Raw genomic sequence first — 20,094 nt, forward strand, 5'->3', positions numbered from 1 at the left:
TCCGGCTACCCCGACTGCGGTATCCGCTTATGACTCACCGGCGAAAGGTAACAACTTGCTTCGACGAGCCTTGCAACCGCACCATGCGGCCGTCACGGGAGCGAGGAAGTCCCGGGCTGCGGTTCAAGGCGTCCAGGCTGTTGCGAGTCATCAGCGAAAGCTCGCAGGAGGTCGATTTCACGGCGCGTCAACTCGAGCCGTCTCTGTCGACGCAATGCGTGGACAGCTCTGGCCAGTGCTTTCAATTCCAGCTCGTACTGATTCTCGGTGAGTTCCCCCCGTTCGAGTCGTTCCTTCAGTTCGCCGCCAACCTGTTGCAGCTCTTCGATCTCGACATCGATCGCCTCCATTTCCTGCGGATAGCGTTCTTGCAAATAAGCGATCCAGTAATCGCGCTCGCCCATGTTCGCCGGCAGTTCATCAGTCTGCTCCGCCTCCAGTACCCAAATGCGAACTTGCGCCAGGACCTCATCGGTCAATGGACGTGCGTATAACATATGGGAGGGTTGCCCCGGCAGGTCCAGTCCATCACCCCAGCCACGGGTCAAATCGATGCGCGATTGCAGGCGAACCTCGGCACGATCCTGGCCCTTCGCCAAGACTTCGGCAAAGATCTCGACCCACTCCAGACGAAACAACTGTCGGGACACTTGCCATAATGCCCGGCCCCTGGCCATCGTTCGGCTGACAGGTATTCCCTGCAATGTGCGATAGACCCAAACCCGCACCTGCATGTCACTGAACGTAAGAATCCGCCCGTCCGGACAGGTGCCATGCGTTTCTGCATCGTTGAACAGCGAGTTGCGCAGTTCGGTATTTTCGGTAGCCGCCTCCATGACTTGCCACACTCTGTGGGTGAGATCGGCCGGCACACGCTTGAACTCCTCGGTGTCACGCAGCAAACGCAGTAACTGAAAAAACCGCTGGTGATTCGGCTCAAGCGCCAATTGCGTCCAGATCGAGCGTCGTTGCGCCGCCAGTGCCAAGTCACTGTCCATCAGCCAGGGATCGCGAGATTCCGGCGCGATGTCATTGGCCGGATCAAAAATCGCTTCAGACGGCTGCACGCCTGCATATGGATCGGGGGCGACGGCATTGTTACCTGCCCCCTCCACTGCGCCTGGCGGCTGCGGTTGATCGGGCCCGATAACATGTCTATCGATCAATTCGTCGATGGATTCTTGTGAAAGCTGCATCACATAAGGGGCTGCGCGCTCGCGGGCGTAGCGCCGCAGATCCAGCAAGGCAGTCAGGGACAGGCGTGCATTCGCGGACAAGTCAGTCCCTTGCAGCAGACGCTCGTGATTGCCGTTGAACAGCTCACCAGGAAGGTCCACGATCCGGTTGTTGTGCAGATTCAAACCGCGTAAATGAGCGGCCTGTTGAGCTCCGGCCGGCCATTCGCTCAGGTGGTTGGTGCGTAGATCCAGAAGCTGCAAGGCACTGAAGTCCGGTGGGTTGAATACACGAAGCTGGTTATACCCGACGTCAAGCATGTGTAGACGCCCGCGCCCCAGCAACGGGTAGAAGCTGGTCGCACTCTGGAGATTGCAATGCTGCATTCGCAGATGCTGCAGATGCCGCATCCGCAACACCGGGCCGGGCAATGCACCCAGCTCATTGCCACTGAGCAGCAAGGTACGAAGGTCCTGAAAGGCGTTGAGAAAGCCGTCGGAGCCCCGCGTGGACAGGCCCACGCGACTCAGGTCCAGCGTTGTCACCGCTGGAAACTGCACGGGCAGTTCAGGCAAGTCGCCGATTCGCAGATCTGCAAGCTCAAGTTCCCGTACCACGCTGCCACTGGCTTCAGTCAGTCCGCCAAGCCACGCGTCCCTGATCAGCCGCCCCGCAGAGGATCGTCTACCAGCCGTGATCGGGCCATCGGCCGTTGGAATCTCGCGGTTGTACAACCAGCCATTGAGTCGTCGAATCAACGCCTCACAGCTGCGATGCCATTCGGTAATCCGGGCTTCGATTTGCGCATCGCTCAATCCCGAAGCCTGCAGATGCTGCACATTCAGTTCAGCCTGCTGCCGCGGCATGAGCTGATTCAATCGTTGCACATGCGCCGAAGTTCCGCTCTGAGCCGGATTGACCAGCGCCTCTTCAGGCAGCGGCAACAGCAGTTCGATGAACGACCAACCGCTTTCGGCCGGCGGGAAAGTGTCCGGCACACGTTGCGCTGCGAACTGCGCCAACGTGCCCTGTTCCAAAGCCTTTTGCTGCTCGATTCGCTGAAATGCCGCGTCCAGGCTCGCTTGCCCCTCGGGACTGAAACGGTTGCCCGTCAGGTTGCTCCTCATCAGCACATCGGGGTGGGAAAAGACTGGCTCTGGCAGGGAGGCGATCCGGTTGTCGCGCAGATCGAGCCAGGACAAACGCGCGAGGCGTTCGGCGCCGAGGGGCCAGGTTTGCAACGAAGTCGATCTCAGGTTCAACGCCCGCAATCGGCTCAACGCGCTGACGTCGACGGCATGCAGCGGGTTATCACGCAGATTCAACCATCGGACTTGCTGCAAGCCGCTCAGTTGCCTCTGTACCCCAGGCGTTACGACGATGGCATTGTCTGATGCATCAAGGTTCTTCAGCGCACGCAGATCGTCCGCCGCAAAGGGCAGTTCGGTAAAGCGGTTGCCGCTGATTTCAAGGCTTTCGACGTGACTGAATGCACGGAGAAACCCGCGTGCCTGGTCGATGGGGACATCCAGCTGCCGCAAACGGACAGTACGGACATGGGCAAAGCTGCCGGCTGGCAGTTGCGGCAATTCGCGAAAGCGCTCTGCCGCCGGCAGCGCTTCGCTGCTCGATCGTGGGCCAGGCAGCTCGAACCTGTCCACGTTCGCAGTCAGCCCGTAACGCTGGCGCAGCGTGCCATACCAATTGGTTTTCAGCGCCCGGAGGACTTCGGCATCAGGTCCGGTTGCCCAGCGGCTTCTGACTGTCGAGTAGCGTGTGCCATGCCTGAGTGTCGGTGTGTAGAACTGCGCAAAGATTGCCTCATGCTCGGCCCTGATACTCTCGATCGCTGTCACCCGCGCTTGCGGCGTTGCCAGAGCGGTATAAAAAGCTTCGGGCAAAAGATCGACGAAACCCGACGCCGGGGCCATGGTGTCCAGTTCGGCACGGCAAAATCCACGGACCATTTGATGCAGGTCGAGCAAATGGCCGAACGGGCCGGAATACTGGCTGACGTAGTCGTAAGCACGCCGAAACGTGGTCGGGGTGACCCTCGCCCAATTCAACGACAGGCCGGCCCAGAGTTGCTCGTGTCCGTGGTACAGCGACTCGGGCAAGGTTTCAATCAAGGTGTGGGTCAGGTCCAGGCGTCCAAGCCGCGGCAGCCGTTCGACATACGCCGGCCACCGCCACAAGGCATTCGGGGCGTCAATGCGCAAACTGTGCAAATGCGTCAGCGTGCTCAGTTCAAGATCATTCAGAGTGCTTGCATCGGCTCCCGAATAGTTGATATGCAGCGTTTCCAGTGAGGTCAGTGCCCGCAGCCTCTGTGCAAAGGTGGGCGCGAGAAACGGCGCGTCGGTAACGAAGCGCAGTTGAGTCAATCCGGTCAGCTGGCCAAGTGCTTGCGGCACGGTCGTGAGTGATCGGCCAGCAACGGTAAAGACACGTGGATCCCTCACCTCGCCAATCTGCAGGTCAGTGACGTTCGGAAACGCCGCCAGCAAACCATCGACATTGGCATCCGTGAGGCCAATGCCGCTCACTGCCAGTTCACGCACATGGGGAAAACGAGTACTCAACGCGGGGACAGACGCATCACAGACCAGTGACAGGCGGGCCACATCGGCAACCCGGCCGGCCAACGGGCCATTGCGCCACGCCTCTCTCAAAGTCCGCGCCAATCGCGCCCTGTGCTCGGCAGCCTGGCTGCTGCTCGGGACCGCCTGCCATCGCTCGAGTGTGGCGTTGAGCGACTCCCATTCCCGACGGCGCAACTCCAGCTCCTGATAAATCTGCGCATCGCTGCGGCCTCGCTGTCGAGCAAGAAAGGCAGCTGCCTGTCGCGGCAACGGATACAACTGCGCCACGCGCATTTCGAGCGAAGTGCTCCAGCCTCCACCTCGCCCACTCGCGTAATAGCCCGTCATCCTGGCCCGAACCCGTACTGGCGGTTTGAACCATTTGGCTCGCGGTGCCAGCATGTGCAGAGCTTCGCGCCAATGCACGCGGGCCGACAGGATAATCTGGTGCTGCAGCTCACCGCCTTTGCTGCCCTCGTACAGGCCCAGTGCCGCACGCATGTCATCAGGCAACGCATACATGAGCGAACGATAGAAACTGTCTTCCACCCTGGAAATTCTGTTGAGCACCTGCGCCTGAGCATTGAATGCCTGGTAGAGAGGTCCGTTCTTGACCAGATAGCGTTTTACCGGCGCCGAAGGCTCACCGACACTGTCAAGCAGTGCGCCGGTCGTACTGCCTTCACGAATCTCCAGACGCAACGTTGGCGACCATTCAGGCAAACGCTCCAAGGCAAACAACGCCAGCCGTCGACTGTCGGCCGAGGCAAGGTTTTCGCTGTGCAGGCCGGCAAAGGCGCGCGTCTGGCGCCCCCGGCGAACATGCCAGCGCGCCTCTTCGAGCAGTTTCAACGGCGAACGCCCGGTGTGATCCATGCGGGCCAGCTCCGCTGCCGTGGCATGACCGAGCACGTCCTGTGCGGCGGCGTTGCTCAGCCCGGGGCACTCACGTTGCAGGATCCGCGCGCGCAGACTCAGCGGCTCGGTGCCGCGGTAGAGGCTGTCGAAAATCGCCGACTGACGGGTGTATGCAAACTCGGCAAGCAAGCGCATGAACTCATCCGGCCTTGCCGGCCGGAACTGCGCGGCCCTGCTGCCCAGAAGCCGAATGACTTCGTTTTCCTCCAGCGCTGCCACAATCCGCGCCGGCATTTCGCCGTTCAATACCTGGGCGCGGCTGATGCGGATCACGGGTTTGCGTTCAATCCCCGGCAACACATTTTCCAGGCCATATTGAATCGACTGCTCAGTCTCCTGCGCCCCGGCGAAAATCTCCAGTACTCGGCCATGCGGCCAGCGTGGCAGTTCCGTCACCAGCGGCAGCGCATGCAGATAACGCTCGTCAATCGCTCGGGCACCACGCAATTGCTCGATCATCTGTCGGGCCGCGGCATCGGCATCGAACAGCTGCATGGCATCGCGCAATTCGGGCGGCGGCGGTAGATGATCCATGTGCATCTGGCGCAACGTGCTGTCACTGACGCCGCTGATATCACCCAGCATCAGCAATCTGTCATCGGAGAAGCCGTCAGTGCTATGGCCCATGCGCCGTAGCAGCTCCAGCCGCTGCCATGTCATCGGCTGCTCCGATACCAGTCGCCAGGCGCCGTGGCCGTTATGGGCGAGCGCCGGCCTGTAGGCGTTGCGCTCGGTGGGGTGTTTCAGACGCCATTGCCCGGTCGAGCGATCGAAGACCTGCACGTAGATTTCACCGCCCAGACGAATGCAGGTCTTGCCGTCAATCCGGTACTGCCCCAAGTGATTGGGCACCGCGGCCTGGGCGAGTGCGATGTCGTGCTCATAACCGGTGAAGTCAGGCTTCCACAGGCGTGTCCGGCCGTTGGGTAACGTTACTGGCTGCAGTTGCTCGATGACCGGTTCCGGTCTGACGGCATTGATTTTATTGAACACCACGCCACCGCCGGCCATAACGGCAATCTGGGCCAGGTTTTCGGCGACATCCAGCAGATGCTCCTTGGCCGCGTGCCTGTCGCCCTCGCTCCATTCGACGACGCCTTCGATGGTTTCATAAAGCAGTTGCCCGACCATCACCACCATCATGATCTCACCGATTACCGGCACGAACATCGAGGCCACATTCAAGGCCAGCAGTCCGAGCTGCTCCAGGCCGGCGAGTTTGGCATCACGCGCCTTGGCATCGATGTCACGAGTCGGCACCGCATGCGCGCGGGCGTCAGCGATCACCTTGTCCCGGTGCTTCTCGTAGAGGTATTGCCACAGGTCGTTGTTGGGTTGCCAGGGATACACTTGCCGGTGCGGCATCAACGAAGCGGCAACGTAGGGGTCGGGCTCCGGCTGCATTTTTGGAGGCTTGGCAGAGACTTTCCAGATGTCGGAAAAAATCGGCGACGTCTGCAGCACCGCCCGCCAGACCGATGACAGCCAATCGGACCAGGGGTCGGCTGATTTTACGAATTGGCTGAAGTAATAAGCACGCTTCTCATAAGGCATGAACTGGCTGAAGAACCGCTGATAAGCGGTAGGCTCAGCGGTTTTTGCCTGATGCGCAGGGCGGGCACTGAGCAACCGTTTGAGAGTGTCACTCATCTGCGTACCGGTATAGCGTTTGAGCGGATGTTCGGGATCATTGGGCACGTAGAGAATGACCGCTTCGACCGACTGATATTTTTCCGCGATGGTGAATGCCACGCAGCCGACCAGTCGGTGCTGCATCAGGCCCATGTCGTGGAACCACACCGGTTTGTTGTCCACCCGGGGACGTCTTTCGCCGTTGAGCACGGAAACAATCATTGCGTGGTCCTGCGGGCGGATTTCCTTGGTCAATAAAGCCCGCTCGGCCGCTGCGCGCATGGCAGCTTTCTGACTGGCAATAAAGTCGCGGCGCAAGGTTTCTTGCGCCTTCGGATCGGCGGGATGGAAAAACGTCTTGAGGTAAGCCTGATATTTCGTACCGATGTCCAGGTCACGACACAGGCTGAGAAAGTTTCTCACCGACACGTTTACCGGCACCGACTTGTAAGTGCCGGCTGTTGCGGTTTCGATGACAAAACCGGAGCTGCCGTGAAACGCGCCGAACACGCATTCGTCACTTTCAAAATTGTGCAGCGCCGCCTGCAGCATAGGCAGCGTCAGGGCTTCGACCGTGCCAAATTCCACAGAAATGATTCCCGCGCGTACCGCACGCCTGAGGGATAGCAGGGTCTTGTCGACATCAACCTCAACCTGAAAACGGGACTTCAAGGCCTGCAACAGTATCGGTCGGGCAAACGCATCGATGTCCTTGAAGCCGGACATCGTTTTGTCCAACCGCATCTGAGCCCTGAAGCTGCTTCGGAAACTGGCATGCAGCACCTGACGTTGCCGGGCTGTGGCTCTGGCGTACCAGGCAGGCATGAGCGGACGCGCCTGCTTGAATTCAGCCTTGCGTTGCGCCGAAGCGCCAATCAGCCACTGCGGCACTGCGGTTTCCAGGAAAGGCCCGTGGATACTATCCGTCGCCGAAGGCTGGATCGGTCGGTCAGCAGTTCGCGAATCGAGGGAATCTGGGGACATACATCGCTCCTGTAAATGGAGCGACAGCACATCACCTGTGCCCGACCGGGCAGCGGTACATAGTTATAGCGGCTGGCAATTGTTGTAACGGCGTATCTGGCGCAGCGTGTTCAGGCATCTGCGCACTGTTTGACTATGCTTGTGGGGCACGACATCGAGCAGAGGGATTTATGGACGATCCAGTCGACAACAAACCGCCGAGCTTCTGGCAAATGCTGCACAGCGTCATGGCTGCAGCGTTCGGCGTGCAAAGCGGCAAGAACCGGGAACGGGACTTCACCCACGGTAAACCCAGCCACTTCGTGATTCTGGGCGTTTTGTTCACGGCAGTGTTTGGCCTGACGCTGTTTGCCATCGTCAAGCTGGTGCTGCATTTCGCGGGCGTCTGAAGGCTTCCGTCAGATAACCGGGCATGGTATGGCGGGCCAGTAATCCGGGCCGGAAAGCGGGCCCGGAATGTCGTCTACTGATGGCTTACCCAGAAGACCGCTGTCCCTACAACGAGAATGATCAGGAACAAAATGGCCCACGCATCGACGCTGCTGTCGCTTTTTCTGGCTTTGGTCGGATTGCTCATTGCATCGCCTCTTGTCGGTTTTATCGGTGATTGCACAAAGACTCGATCACAGTTAAGACGATGATTGTCCGCACGACAAATGTGGAATAGATGACAGGCGTTCGCGTTAGGCGATTTGGTTCTTTACATATACTCAAACATCACTTTTGCGCATAACTGCAAACGGGTATATTGCCCCGGCTCCGTGACGGAGTGCGCGGCCGTGCGCGCAGAATTGCAGAGGCAACATCGGACTCCAGCAAGCGAAAACGCAGCGTTTTCCGAGTAGCCCAAGCCTGAGAACAGGACTTATATGTACGTATACGACGAGTACGATCAGCGGATCATCGAGGACCGCGTCAAGCAGTTCCGTGATCAGACCCGACGCTATCTGGCAGGTGAGCTGAGCGAAGAAGAATTCCGCCCCCTGCGCCTGCAAAATGGCCTGTACATCCAGCGCTTCGCGCCGATGCTGCGCGTGGCGGTACCTTACGGCCAGCTGACTTCGCGTCAGGTGCGCATGATGGCGAAAATCGCCCGCGACTACGACAAGGGCTACGCCCACATCAGTACGCGGCAGAACGTGCAGTTCAACTGGCCGGCGGTGGAAGACATCCCGGACATTCTCGCTGAACTTGCGACCGTGCAGATGCATGCGATCCAGACCAGCGGCAACTGCCTGCGCAACGTCACCACCGACCAGTTCGCCGGTGTCGCTGCCGACGAAGTCATCGACCCGCGTCCATGGTGCGAAATTGTCCGTCAGTGGACCACATTCCACCCGGAATTCGCCTATCTGCCGCGCAAATTCAAGATCGCCGTCAACGGCTCGACCAGTGACCGTGCGGCCATTGAAGTTCACGATATCGGCCTGGAACCTGTCTACAACGCCGCTGGCGAGCTTGGCTTCCGCGTGCTGGTCGGCGGTGGCCTCGGTCGTACGCCGGTGGTGGGCGCATTCATCAATGAATTCCTGCCTTGGCAAGACCTGCTGAGCTATCTCGACGCCATCCTGCGTGTGTACAACCGCTACGGCCGTCGTGACAACAAATACAAGGCGCGGATCAAGATCCTCGTCAAGGCGCTCACGCCTGAAGTGTTCGCGCAGAAAGTCGATGCGGAAATGGAGCACCTGCGCGGTGGCCAGACCACGCTGACCGAAGCCGAACTGCATCGCGTCGCCAAGCACTTCGTCGATCCGGACTACAAGACCCTCGAGAATCAGACCGCGCAACTGGCCGATCTGGACAAAGAGCACCCGGGGTTCGCTCGCTGGCGCAGCCGCAACACCCTGGCGCACAAAAAGCCGGGCTATGTGGCTGTGACGCTGTCGTTGAAGCCGACCGGTGTTGCCCCGGGCGACATTACCGACAAACAGCTCGACGCCGTCGCCGATCTGGCCGACCGCTACAGCTTCGGTCAACTGCGCACCTCCCACGAGCAGAACATCATTCTTGCCGATGTCGAGCAGAGCCAATTGTTCACCCTGTGGGGCGAGTTGCGTGAAGGCGGTTTCGCCACGCCGAACATCGGCCTGCTGACCGACATCATCTGCTGCCCGGGCGGTGACTTCTGCTCACTGGCCAACGCCAAGTCGATCCCGATTGCCGAATCGATCCAGCGTCGCTTCGACGATCTGGATTACCTGTTCGACATCGGCGAGCTGGACCTGAACATCTCCGGTTGCATGAACGCCTGCGGTCATCACCACGTTGGCCACATCGGCATTCTCGGCGTGGACAAGAAAGGCGAAGAGTTCTATCAGGTTTCCCTCGGTGGCAGCGCCAGCCGTGACGCGAGCCTGGGCAAGATCCTCGGCCCGTCCTTCGCACAGGAAGCCATGCCTGACGTGATCTCGAAGCTGATCGACGTGTACGTTGAACAACGCACCGAAGACGAGCGCTTCATCGACACTTATCAGCGTATTGGCATCGACCTCTTCAAGGAACGCGTCTATGCAGCGAATCATTAAGAACAACGAAGTCGTCGACGAGACCTGGCACCTGTTGCCCAAGGATTTCAATATCGACGAGATCAGCAACTGCGACGACTTGATCGTGCCGCTGAACCTGTGGCGCGAACACAGCCGCATGCTCTTGGCCCGCGATGGTGGCCTGGGTGTGTGGCTGGATGCTGATGAAGAGGCCGAGGAAATCGGTGAGGACGTCGCCAGGTTCCAGGTGATCGCCCTGAACTTCCCGGCGTTTACCGACGGCCGTAACTACTCCAATGCCCGTCTGCTGCGTGACCGTTATGGTTTCAAAGGCGAACTGCGGGCCATTGGCGACGTGCTGCGCGACCAGCTGTTTTACATGCACCGTTGTGGTTTTGATGCCTTTGCCATTCGCGCGGATAAAGACCCGTACGAAGCACTGGAAGGTCTCAAGGACTTCTCGGTGACTTACCAGGCTGCCGCTGACGAACCACTGCCGCTGTTCCGTCGCCGCTAAGCGTCGGACGTTGTTGCAGATATAAAAACGCCGGTCATGTGACCGGCGTTTTTTTATGCCTGCGATTTACCAGAAGCGTTGCTGGGTAAGACGGCTCCACCAGCTCAACAGCACGCGGTCCACCGAACCGCTGGCAGCCATGCCGATGCGTTCCTGCAGGCTTTTGCGCTCGGCGTAGTGCAGATGATAGACCTCGGCCTGTTTGGCCTTCTGTGCCAGGTATTCATCGCTGGTCTTCAGTTCATCCACCAGTTGGTTTTCCAGCGCAGCGATACCGAGCCACACCTCACCGGTAGCCACCTCATCGATCGCCAATTGCGGGCGATAACGGGCGACGAAGTTTTTGAACAAGCGATGGGTGATGTCGAGATCTTCCTGGAATTTTTCGCGACCCTTTTCGGTGTTTTCGCCAAACACGGTCAGGGTGCGCTTGTACTCACCGGCGGTCAGCACTTCAAAGTCGATGTCATGCTTCTTCAAAAGGCGATTGACGTTGGGCAATTGCGCGACCACGCCGATCGAACCGAGGATGGCGAACGGTGCACTGATGATTTTGTCGCCGATGCACGCCATCATGTATCCACCGCTGGCTGCGACCTTGTCGATACAAACGGTCAGTGGCACGCCCGCATCACGGATTCGCGCCAGCTGCGACGACGCCAGACCGTAGCTGTGCACCATGCCGCCGCCACTTTCCAGACGCAGGACCACTTCGTCTTTCGGCGTGGCGAGCGTCAGCAGTGCGGTGATCTCGTGGCGCAGGCTCTCGGTGGCGGAAGCCTTGATATCGCCATCGAAGTCGAGCACGAATACCCGAGACTTGGTCTCAGGCTTGTTCTTTTGCTTCTTCGCGCTTTTTTCGGTTTTCGCTTCGCCCTTGCGCAGTGCCTTGAGCTGATCCTTGTCGAGCAGGGTCTGCTCCAGGCGTTCACGCAGGCCTTTGTAGAAATCGTTGAGCTTGCTGACTTGCAACTGACCCGCCGATTTGCGCCGGCCCTTGCTGCGCAATGCGGCAAAACTGGCAAGCACCACCAGAATGGCGATCACCAAAGTAACGGTCTTGGCCAGGAAGCTGGCGTATTCGGTGAAAAAATCCACAGAGACTCCTCAAAGCAATGCGTGACGGTGTATTACACGCGGAATGACTCCAGCATACCCATGCGACGGCTCGTCGGCCAGCCGTGAAACCTCCGGCAACACGCCTGTAACGGGCATTTCAAACAAGCGTATGTTTTTTCATTGACAGCCTTACGCCATCCTCATAACCTCGCCTGACCTTCAACGTACCGGGACGACGCGGACGTGGGCAGCATCTACTTGATACGACATGGCCAGGCCTCCTTTGGTGCAGACGATTACGACGTGCTGTCACCGACCGGCGAGCGTCAGGCAGAAATCCTCGGCCAGCACCTCGCTGACCTCGGCATCAGCTTCGATCGCTGCATTGCCGGCGATCTGCGCCGCCAGCAGCACACTGCCACCAGCGCACTGGAACAATTCAGTGCCCGAGGCCTGCCAGTCCCTGTCCTCGAAACCGATTCCGCCTTCAACGAATTTGATGCCGACGCGGTGATCCGCGCCCTGCTCCCGGCCATGCTGCCGGAAGAGCCGGAAGCCCTCGACATCCTGCGCAACGCCGCGCAGAACCGCGGTGAATTCCAGCGCATCTTTGCCCTGATCGTCGAGCGCTGGCTTGCCGGCACCTACGACACACCCGGACTGGAAAGCTGGCTGGGTTTCGTCGAACGGGTTCAGGCCGGGCTGCACCGCATCCTCGACCTGGCGGAAAAGAACCAGAAAATCGCCGTGTTCACCTCCGGCGGCACCATCACTGCCCTGCTCCACCTGATTACGCAAATGCCTGCCAGACAGGCCTTTGAATTGAACTGGCAAATCGTCAACACCTCGCTCAACCAATTGAAGTTTCGTGGTCGCGAGGTGGCTCTGGCTTCCTTCAACAGTCACGCACACCTGCAACTGCTGAAGGCCCCGGAACTCATCACTTTTCGCTGAGTCCGGCTTACTGTGACCCTGGCTGTAACCACCCAGCTCCCATGACCAAGAAAGGATCGAACCATGACCTCCGTAGCTGATGCCGTAAAAGCAATGCAAGCCAAGTTCAACCCAGCCGCCGCTGCCGGTCTGGACCTGGTCTTCGGTTTCAACATCACCGACGAAGACAAGCAATACGCACTGATCGTCAAAGACGGCACCTGCGACATCCAGGAAGGCGAAAACCCGGACGCCAACTGCACGCTGGTGCTGGACAGCCAGACCCTGAAAGACATCGTCAGCGGCGAAACCGACGGCATGCAGGCCTTCATGGGCGGCAAGCTGCGCGTTGAAGGCGACATGATGCTGTCGATGAAACTGTCCGAGCTGTTCCCTTCGTAAGAAGCTTCTTGGTAAAACACAAATCCCGCTTATTGGCGGGATTTGTCGTTTCAACCATTGAAGAAATGGCAACGTGAGTTAACGCTTGGCTGAAGCCGTCCCATCAAGCTCTTTTTTTACCTGAAGGTATGCCGCCTCTTCATCACTTTTTTCGATCAGATTCGAAGCCATCGAGCGGGGCAAGAGTTTCTTTTCTGTCACGTCCCAATCGATCGTAACGACCACGGTCTTGTTTGCAAACGTGATGAAAAGCCAATAGGAATCCACCGGCCTGTCAGGCTCGGCAAATGAACTATAGGCATACCGTATCTGGCGGTGCAGGTCCGGCGTATTCAGAATGAGGTCTTCGGTGTCCAACTTCGGAAACTGTCGCTCTACAGCGAATAACGCTTCTGTCAAGAGAACATCATTCTCAATATGTCGCAAACTTTCAGGCCTATTGCGCAGCATGGTCACTGGGCTCTCTTCAGGCGGAGTACCCATGAGACGCGGGCGATACATACCTGAACTGAACCACCGGCTGGCGTCGAAACGGTTTTCTTCCGGACTCCACGGACCGTAATACATAATCACCCGGGGGTGACTCTCTGGTTCTTTTGCATGAACAAGATTGCCGGTGAAGCAAGCGGAAACCAGCAGAGCACACGAAAACCAGTGGTTACCCAATAGGTTCGCAGCCTTCATTTCAATTTTGCCATGTTGAACTTCCTTGTCTGCGATAAAGCGGGGAATTTACCGGGCCAACACAGTGCCTGGAAGTAGCTTTTCGCTAGGTGTCCCGCGCCCGAGCCGCCGCGACGAATCCTTGCAGCGACTCTGAAGATCTCTACCGATACGATCAACCCTCCTGCAACAACCGCGTATCCAGCCCAAACCGCTCTTGCGAAACCATCCTGAACTGACCTTCCGCCAGATCGCAACTCACCAGCAAATTCCACGAGTGTCGGGTGGCCACCGAAGGCACCAGAACAAATGGATGTTCAGCCAACAGTGCATCGGCAAACTTTCGCTGGTTGGGCGAGGTTTTGATCGGGGTGAGCCAATGCGGATTGGGCACATCTTCCGGTTGCACGATTCTGACGCTGGCGTCGTGGGTGATTTCAAAACAGGTCAACACATAGGGCTCCTGATCAAGCGCATCGAAGCTGCCATGGGCGGCCACCTCCAGTATCGCCGTGGAGGGGTCGACCGACGCATAAACGACTCTGCGGCCGGGCGTATTCCAGCGGCCGCCGTCCCGTTTCGATCCGAGGCCGCTGTCCCAGGTCTCGCTGTACACCTCGCGATCCAGCCGCCAGGCGTACCAGCGATCATCCCAGGGCAAGGGGTTCATTGATAAACCCCGTATTTGATCTGGTTCAGATACTCCTCCACCATCCTGAAGCCCAGCGCATGTCCAACCAGATCGAGCGGCACATATCCGTAGAAGTAAGTGGCGCGGTGTTCCAGCCATGATTCGGCCTTGGCCTGACGCCCGAATACTTCGATGGCCAGTTCCAGCGCAGCGGCATATTGGTAGGCGATCACGCTCTGCGGCGTGTCCAGGCGCACCGACGCGCCTTCCTTGAGCAGACGTCGCACGGTTCTTACGGATCTGCCGGTGATGCGTTTGACCATCTCGCCCTGTTGGTACAGCTCGGAGGTTGCGATCATGTTCACCACATCAAGCAGCTCAAATCCTTCGCTTGTGCAGCGCAGGATGAGCATCGGATCGTCGCCGGTGTCCTGCCCACGCAACAGCAACTCCAGAGGTTTGCCCTCGAGCTTCTTCAAGCCCGTGAGCCGGGGCACTTTGGCGCTCGGCATGGCAACGTCCTCCGAGGGACACCTGGCGCGATCGTCGCGCCAATAATGGCGAGGCGAGTAAGCAGGCGTATGGCTTTCAATCAGTGGGATTCGCATATTCCATCCTTTGTCCGGGGCCGGAGCGATCTGTGCGCTCGATGACTTCAATGTCAGGACTGATGCTATAGACCCGGCGTCCGACGACCAACCTGAAAAAGTCGTCAGAAATATCCACATATCTGATCGAAACGCTCCTGTTTCCGTAGGACTTAAACGGAAATTCCAGCGACTGACCGACGCCTTGCCTGACACAACCTTGACCTCGGTCAGCTGTGTACGTGCAAGCACTGCGTACTCTTGCTGCTCCATCGACAGCCAAGGAAGGCTCACCGGGAGCCTGCGGCCGATCTCACTCAAGGAAGAATCCCCATGCAATCGCTCAAGATCATCCTGCTGGCGTCAGCGTTCAACGGCCTGACGCAAAGGGCCTGGCTGGAACTGCGTCAGGCCGGACACTCGCCCAGCGTGGTGCTGTTTACCGAGGCATCTGCGGTATGTGAACAGATCGAGCACAGCGGCGCCGATCTGGTGATCTGCCCGTTCCTCAAGGACCGCGTGCCACAGGCGCTGTGGAGCGATTCCCGGCGTCCGGTGGTGATCATTCATCCCGGCATCGTTGGCGACCGGGGCGCGAGTGCGCTGGACTGGGCGATCACCAACGAACTCTCGGTCTGGGGTGTCACCGCGCTGCAAGCGGTCGAGGAAATGGACGCCGGCCCAGTGTGGGCGACGTGCGAATTCAATCTGCCGGCGGGCTTGCGCAAATCCGAGCTGTACAACGGCCGGGTCAGCGACGCGGCGATGGTGTGCATCCGCGAGGTGGTGGAAAAATTCATCGAAGGGTTTCAGCCGGTCGAGCTCGATTACACCCGCCCCAGCGTGCGTGGCCGTCTGCAACCGAACATGAGACAGGCTGATCGCAGTTTCAGCTGGCACGATTGCGCGCGCTTCATCAAGCGCTGCATAGACGCCGCCGACGGCCAACCCGGCGTACTGGCGAGTCTGGCTGGCGGGCAGTATTACCTGTATGACGCGCACCTTGATTCGCGCAGCGGGATGCCCGGCCAGATTCTTGCGGTACATGGCGACGCCGTGCTGGTGGCTGCCGGCGACCAGAGCCTGTGGATCGGCGCGCTGCGGCGCAAGCCTCAACCCGCTGAGGAAACCTTCAAGCGACCGGCGCGGCATGTGCTGGCCGGACTACTCAACCATGTGCCGGTGCTGGACTGGTCGATCGCCACACAGCCATTCAGCGACGAAGCGTATCAGCCGATTCGTTACCGTGAGTCCGGGCACGTCGGGGAACTGACGTTCGAGTTCTACAACGGCGCGATGAGCACCGAGCAATGCCAGCGTCTGGCCGCGGCGCTGCGCTGGGCCAAGGCTCGGGACACGCGAGTGCTGCTGATCAGGGGCGGTCGCGGTAGCTTTTCCAACGGCGTGCACCTGAACGTGATTCAAGCCGCGCAGGATCCCGGCGCCGAAGCCTGGGCGAATATTCAGGCAATCGACGACGTCTGCGCAGAAATGCTCAGCGCGCGGCAACTGGTGGTCAGCGGCGTGACAGGCAACGCCGGTGCGGGCGGTGTGATGCTGGCGCTGGCGGCGGACATCGTGTTCGCCCGCGCCGATATCGTGCTCAATCCGCAATACAAGAGCATGGGTCTGTATGGCTCTGAGTACTGGACCTACAGCCTGCCCCGCGCCGTCGGCCCGGCACTGGCCGAGCAGTTGACTCAGGCCTGTTTGCCGGTCAGTGCGATTGAAGCGTGGCAACTGGGGATGGTTCAGGAGATCGGCCCACGCTGCCCGGACCAGTTTTCCCTGTGGCTGCTGCAACGAGCGAACAGCGTGCTGAGCGATCCGACTTATGCGCCGGTACGTGAGCGCAAATCGCGGATTGATCAGGCGTTGATCCACCGATGCCGAGAAGCTGAGCTGCAACAAATGCAGCAAGACATGCTGCATGACCGCAATCGCTTTGCTGACAGGTGTGAGCACTTCGTTTACAAGCGCAGGGTATGTGGCACGCCGGCGCGCTTGGTAGAGGACTGGGCGCGGGTGGGGTTGGTGGAGCGGACCGAGTTGGCAAGTTAGATTTCTGGTGACTGTTTGCCCCTCACCCTAGCCCTCTCCCCAGGGAGAGGGAACTGAACCGGGGATGTTCGGCACCTTCTGCGACCTGAATTCAAGCAGTGAATCCATGACCGACACGCTTCCTGGAGGATGCATTACAAGGGGACAACCCAATCAGTTCCCTCTCCCTCCGGGAGAGGTCTAGGGAGAGGGACTTTTGACTTACAATGCGCCCCACCTCCAGAAATCGGCCCTGCCCCATGGACATCGACCTCGCTCGCACCTTCCTCGAAATCGTCCGTCACGGCAGTCTCGCCGCCGCCGCGCAGAAGCTGTTCGTCACGCAGACAGCCATCACCGCGCGGGTGCAGAAACTCGAGAGCCAGTTGGGCAGTACGCTGTTTGTGCGCAATCGCGCCGGGGCGAAGTTGACGGCCAATGGCGAAGCGTTCGTGATCTACGCCAATCAACTGGTGCAGACCTGGGAAGCCGCGCGCCGCGACTTGCCGCTGCCCGAGGGTTATCACAACGTTCTGCACATCGGTGGCGAGGTCAGCCTGTGCAACCCGTTGATGCTCAGTTGGGCGGCGGAACTGCGCGAGAAAATCCCCGGCCACGCACTGCGCATGGAAATCCGCGATGGCGAGAATCTGTTGCGTCAGCTCGAACTCGGTGTGCTCGATGCCGCGCTGGTTTATCAGCCGGAATACTGGCCGGGTCTGCAGGTCGAGCAAGTGCTGGAGGAAAAACTGATTCTGGTGCGCGCGCCCGAGCGTCCGGAGCCTTACGTCTACATCGATTGGGGCCCGGATTTCCGCCGTCAGCACGACGCCGCCCTGCCGGAAAAAGCCAAAGCCGCGCTGAGCTTCAACCTTGGCCCGCTGGCCCTGCAATACATCCTCGAACATGGCGGCAGCGGCTATTTCCGTACTCGCGTTGTGCGCACTTACCTGGAGACCGGCGCCCTGGAAGCCGTCACCAAAGCGCCGGAATTCGGCTATCCGACCTATCTGGTGTATTCCCGTGATCGCGACTCGGCAGTGCTGCAACAGGCCTTCGATCTGTTGCGCGAAGTGATCCGCACCGATGACGACTGGTCACAGCGCTGGAATCCGTTGAGCTGACGGACAGCTTCAGTCCAGAGCATGGCGCTTAAGGCCGCAAGGTTCGCCCTGCACAAGTCAGCGGATCGGCTAATCTGCCGGGTATAACAACAATACCCGCAGGTGAAACGCATTGAGGCAGACCACCGAGGCATTCCGCAGCCGCTATCGGGCGGCCATTCATCCTTTGTACAACCCGTGGCTGCATGGCGCGTTTGTCTTGCTGTTCGGCATTCTCGCAATCGCTGCGTTCTGGCGCCCGGTGCATTCGGTGAGCTGGCTGGAATGGCTGACCGTGCCGCTGAGCCTGTTGTTGTTCAACTTCGGCGTGTACATGGTCCATCGTCATTTGGGCCATCACAAAAAAGCCTTCGCAAAGATGTTCTACGCGCGGCATGCCGGCGACCATCACAGCTTTTTCACCCCCGGGCACATGACCTACGACAGCGCGAGGGACTGGCGGGTGATTCTGTTTCCTGCCTGGCTGATCGTCATTCATACACTAGTGATCACCCTGCCCCTTTGGTGGCTGCTCGCGCAGGTCAACGCCAATGTCGCCGGGCTTTTCGCCGGGTGCATGGTGCTCGGTTATCTGCTCTACGAAGCCTTTCACGCCTGTGAACATCTGCCGCCGCGAAATCCCTTGACCCGGTTGCCGTGGATTCGCCAGATGCGTCGTCTGCATGAACTGCATCACCGCCGCGAGCGCATGCAGGAGCGTAACTTCAACATCGTTCTGCCCTTGATGGACTACCTGTTCGGCACGCTGTACCTCGAGCCGGAACCCGCCCCTTTGAGTGATTCGCGAATGCCCATGACGCGCATGCAGCACCAGATCGATATCGCCGGCGAACCGGTCGCCGTGCTGGCCTACGCCGCCAGCGTCAGTCACTGGCCGGACTGGCATCCGTCTTCATTGAAAATTGACGGTCCGCAAGGCCCGCTGCATGCCGGTGCGCGTTTCGAAGAGGACATCCATGCCGGCGGACGTGCCGGTCACTTGCGCTGGGAAGTCACTGAATACCTGCCGGGCCGGCGCTGGTGCGCACGCGCGCAAAGTGATCAGGGCCTGTCCCTGCGTTTGACTTACGAGTGCTCGGCGGAGGCTGGCGGCACGCGTTTCGTGCGCACGCTGGAATATCGCTTTGACGGTTTGCTCATGCGTCTGGCTAATCGCCTGTTGCTCAAGCGTCGCATCGAGCGCGAGTCTGCCGCGTCCATGCTTGCCCTGCGCGACACGGCTGCGCAGTTTATTGGCGCGGCGAGGGCCAGCGCGTGAAATTACGTTATGTGCTGTGCCTGCTCATCGCGCTGGTCATCGCCTTCTTGTTATTGCTACCAACCAAGGTCGAACCGGTCGCCTGGATACCGCCACCGGCGCCGTCATTGAAAGAAGGCATCTACGCGGACAACCAGCGCCTGAAAGCCGTGGCAAAGGTCGGGCCGAGCGACATCGAAGGACCCGAGGCGTTGTTGCTCGAAGACGACTTTCTCATCACCGGTTTGCATGACGGTCGATTGATCCGCAGCAGCCTCGACGGCACGCAGCGCAAGGTCCTGGCCGACACCGGTGGCCGTCCACTGGGCCTGGCCCGTCATCCGAACGGCATGCTGGTGATCGCGGATGCGGTCAAAGGCTTGTTGTCGCTGGATGCACAAGGCCGCGTGATCCCGTTGACCACCGAGGCCAACGGCGTGCCATTTGGATTTACCGATGATGTAGCGGTCGACAAGTCAGGCCACTACGCCTACTTCAGCGATGCCTCGAGCCGCTGGGGCTATGGCCATGACGGTGAGGCGATCATCGAACATGGCGCCGACGGCCGTTTGCTGCGTTACGACTTTCAGAGCGGCAAGACCAGCGTCTTGCTCGACAAGTTGCAGTTCGCCAACGGCGTCGCTCTTGGTCCGGACGAAGCCTATGTGCTGGTCAATGAAACCGGTGCATACCGCATTAGTCGCTACTGGCTGAGCGGGCCGAAGGCCGGTACCCATGATGTGTTCATCGACAACTTGCCGGGGCTTCCGGACAACCTCTCGTTCAATGGCAGCAATCGCTTTTGGGTAGCGTTATACGCGCCGCGCAACGCGTTACTCGATGGCACCGCGCAGCACCCGTTCGTACGCAAGATGATCGTGCGGGCGTTGACGGTTTTGCCCAAGCCTGTTGAAAAACGTGGGTTCGTGTTGGGGCTGGATCTGGACGGCAAGGTGATTGCCAATTTGCAGGACGCGAGCGAAGGCAATTATTCGCCGATTACCACGGTGCGCGAGTATGGGCAGTGGTTGTATTTCGGATCGTTGAAGGCGAGGCATATGGGGCGGATGGGGTTGGATGCGGCGCTGAAGTGAGCCTGCGCGATTTGCGGGGGAATGGA

Annotated in this window: 14 protein-coding genes; 9 read left to right on the top strand and 5 right to left on the bottom strand. The window is 59.4% G+C overall.

Features of this window, described 5'->3' with window-relative positions:
- Positions 1 to 92: 92 nt before the first annotated feature.
- Entirely contained in the window at positions 93 to 7,292 is a 7,200-nt protein-coding gene (locus ND528_RS27635; RefSeq protein ID WP_263471699.1) for a dermonecrotic toxin domain-containing protein, read from the bottom strand.
- Positions 7,293 to 7,462: 170 nt separating this feature from the next.
- Here ND528_RS27635 and ND528_RS27640 point away from each other — a divergent pair, with 170 nt between their 5' ends.
- The 3 genes from ND528_RS27640 (at position 7,463) to ND528_RS27650 (ending at position 10,298) form a co-directional block, all read left to right on the top strand.
- Positions 7,463 to 7,681, top strand: a complete 219-nt coding sequence (locus tag ND528_RS27640; protein WP_130911569.1) for a DUF2970 domain-containing protein — start codon at positions 7,463 to 7,465, stop codon at positions 7,679 to 7,681.
- 480 nt (positions 7,682 to 8,161) lie between these two features.
- Positions 8,162 to 9,820: a nitrite/sulfite reductase gene (locus ND528_RS27645; protein WP_137213430.1), complete on the top strand. Its 1,659-nt coding sequence runs from the start codon at positions 8,162 to 8,164 to the stop codon at positions 9,818 to 9,820.
- Positions 9,804 to 10,298 carry a DUF934 domain-containing protein gene (locus tag ND528_RS27650; RefSeq protein ID WP_130911571.1) on the top strand — a complete coding sequence of 165 codons (495 nt, stop codon included), beginning with the start codon at positions 9,804 to 9,806 and terminating at the stop codon, positions 10,296 to 10,298. The genes ND528_RS27645 and ND528_RS27650 overlap by 17 nt, the downstream gene beginning before the upstream one ends.
- A gap of 66 nt (positions 10,299 to 10,364) precedes the next feature.
- Here ND528_RS27650 and sohB read toward each other — a convergent pair whose 3' ends face one another.
- On the bottom strand, positions 10,365 to 11,396 hold the full coding sequence (sohB, locus tag ND528_RS27655) for a protease SohB (RefSeq protein WP_016774479.1): 1,032 nt from the start codon (positions 11,394 to 11,396) through the stop codon (positions 10,365 to 10,367).
- Positions 11,397 to 11,600: 204 nt separating this feature from the next.
- Between sohB and ND528_RS27660 the strand changes: the two genes are divergently transcribed.
- On the top strand, positions 11,601 to 12,311 hold the full coding sequence (locus tag ND528_RS27660) for a histidine phosphatase family protein (protein WP_212616175.1): 711 nt from the start codon (positions 11,601 to 11,603) through the stop codon (positions 12,309 to 12,311).
- Positions 12,312 to 12,374: 63 nt separating this feature from the next.
- Complete coding sequence (locus ND528_RS27665; RefSeq protein ID WP_016774477.1) at positions 12,375 to 12,692, top strand: SCP2 sterol-binding domain-containing protein; 318 nt, start codon at positions 12,375 to 12,377, stop codon at positions 12,690 to 12,692.
- Positions 12,693 to 12,770: 78 nt separating this feature from the next.
- Here ND528_RS27665 and ND528_RS27670 read toward each other — a convergent pair whose 3' ends face one another.
- The 3 genes from ND528_RS27670 to ND528_RS28325 form a co-directional block, all read right to left on the bottom strand.
- Positions 12,771 to 13,376, bottom strand: a complete 606-nt coding sequence (locus ND528_RS27670; RefSeq protein ID WP_130911572.1) for a hypothetical protein — start codon at positions 13,374 to 13,376, stop codon at positions 12,771 to 12,773.
- Positions 13,377 to 13,530: 154 nt separating this feature from the next.
- Complete coding sequence (locus ND528_RS27675; RefSeq protein WP_016774476.1) at positions 13,531 to 14,025, bottom strand: RES family NAD+ phosphorylase; 495 nt, start codon at positions 14,023 to 14,025, stop codon at positions 13,531 to 13,533.
- Positions 14,022 to 14,894: an MbcA/ParS/Xre antitoxin family protein gene (locus ND528_RS28325; RefSeq protein ID WP_330221326.1), complete on the bottom strand. Its 873-nt coding sequence runs from the start codon at positions 14,892 to 14,894 to the stop codon at positions 14,022 to 14,024. The genes ND528_RS27675 and ND528_RS28325 overlap by 4 nt, the downstream gene beginning before the upstream one ends.
- 12 nt (positions 14,895 to 14,906) lie before the next feature.
- Here ND528_RS28325 and ND528_RS27685 point away from each other — a divergent pair, with 12 nt between their 5' ends.
- The 4 genes from ND528_RS27685 (at position 14,907) to ND528_RS27700 (ending at position 20,068) form a co-directional block, all read left to right on the top strand.
- Complete coding sequence (locus ND528_RS27685; protein ID WP_263471700.1) at positions 14,907 to 16,634, top strand: hydrogenase maturation protein; 1,728 nt, start codon at positions 14,907 to 14,909, stop codon at positions 16,632 to 16,634.
- A 239-nt stretch (positions 16,635 to 16,873) separates the two neighbouring features.
- The gene (locus ND528_RS27690; RefSeq protein ID WP_024012724.1) at positions 16,874 to 17,737 is read left to right on the top strand and encodes a LysR family transcriptional regulator; all 864 of its coding nucleotides are present in this window, start codon (positions 16,874 to 16,876) and stop codon (positions 17,735 to 17,737) included.
- Positions 17,738 to 17,849: 112 nt separating this feature from the next.
- Positions 17,850 to 18,995, top strand: a complete 1,146-nt coding sequence (locus tag ND528_RS27695) for a sterol desaturase/SRPBCC family protein (protein ID WP_263471701.1) — start codon at positions 17,850 to 17,852, stop codon at positions 18,993 to 18,995.
- Complete coding sequence (locus ND528_RS27700; RefSeq protein WP_263471702.1) at positions 18,992 to 20,068, top strand: SMP-30/gluconolactonase/LRE family protein; 1,077 nt, start codon at positions 18,992 to 18,994, stop codon at positions 20,066 to 20,068. Before ND528_RS27695 ends, ND528_RS27700 begins: the two co-directional genes overlap by 4 nt.
- Positions 20,069 to 20,094 lie beyond the last annotated feature (26 nt).

Origin of the sequence: Pseudomonas mercuritolerans (assembly GCF_025706525.1) — a bacterium.
GTDB classification, from domain to species: Bacteria; Pseudomonadota; Gammaproteobacteria; order Pseudomonadales; family Pseudomonadaceae; genus Aquipseudomonas; species Aquipseudomonas mercuritolerans.

Excerpts from the sequence above, each read along its gene's own strand:
- ND528_RS27635 (WP_263471699.1), bottom strand. The coding sequence starts at position 7,292 with ATGTCCCCAGATTCCCTCGATTCGCGAACTGCTGACCGACCGATCCAG.
- ND528_RS27665 (WP_016774477.1), top strand. The coding sequence starts at position 12,375 with ATGACCTCCGTAGCTGATGCCGTAAAAGCAATGCAAGCCAAGTTCAAC.
- ND528_RS27685 (WP_263471700.1), top strand. The coding sequence starts at position 14,907 with ATGCAATCGCTCAAGATCATCCTGCTGGCGTCAGCGTTCAACGGCCTG.
- ND528_RS27675 (WP_016774476.1), bottom strand. The coding sequence starts at position 14,025 with ATGAACCCCTTGCCCTGGGATGATCGCTGGTACGCCTGGCGGCTGGAT.
- ND528_RS27670 (WP_130911572.1), bottom strand. The coding sequence starts at position 13,376 with ATGAAGGCTGCGAACCTATTGGGTAACCACTGGTTTTCGTGTGCTCTG.
- ND528_RS27690 (WP_024012724.1), top strand. The coding sequence starts at position 16,874 with ATGGACATCGACCTCGCTCGCACCTTCCTCGAAATCGTCCGTCACGGC.
- ND528_RS27650 (WP_130911571.1), top strand. The coding sequence starts at position 9,804 with ATGCAGCGAATCATTAAGAACAACGAAGTCGTCGACGAGACCTGGCAC.
- ND528_RS27645 (WP_137213430.1), top strand. The coding sequence starts at position 8,162 with ATGTACGTATACGACGAGTACGATCAGCGGATCATCGAGGACCGCGTC.
- ND528_RS27640 (WP_130911569.1), top strand. The coding sequence starts at position 7,463 with ATGGACGATCCAGTCGACAACAAACCGCCGAGCTTCTGGCAAATGCTG.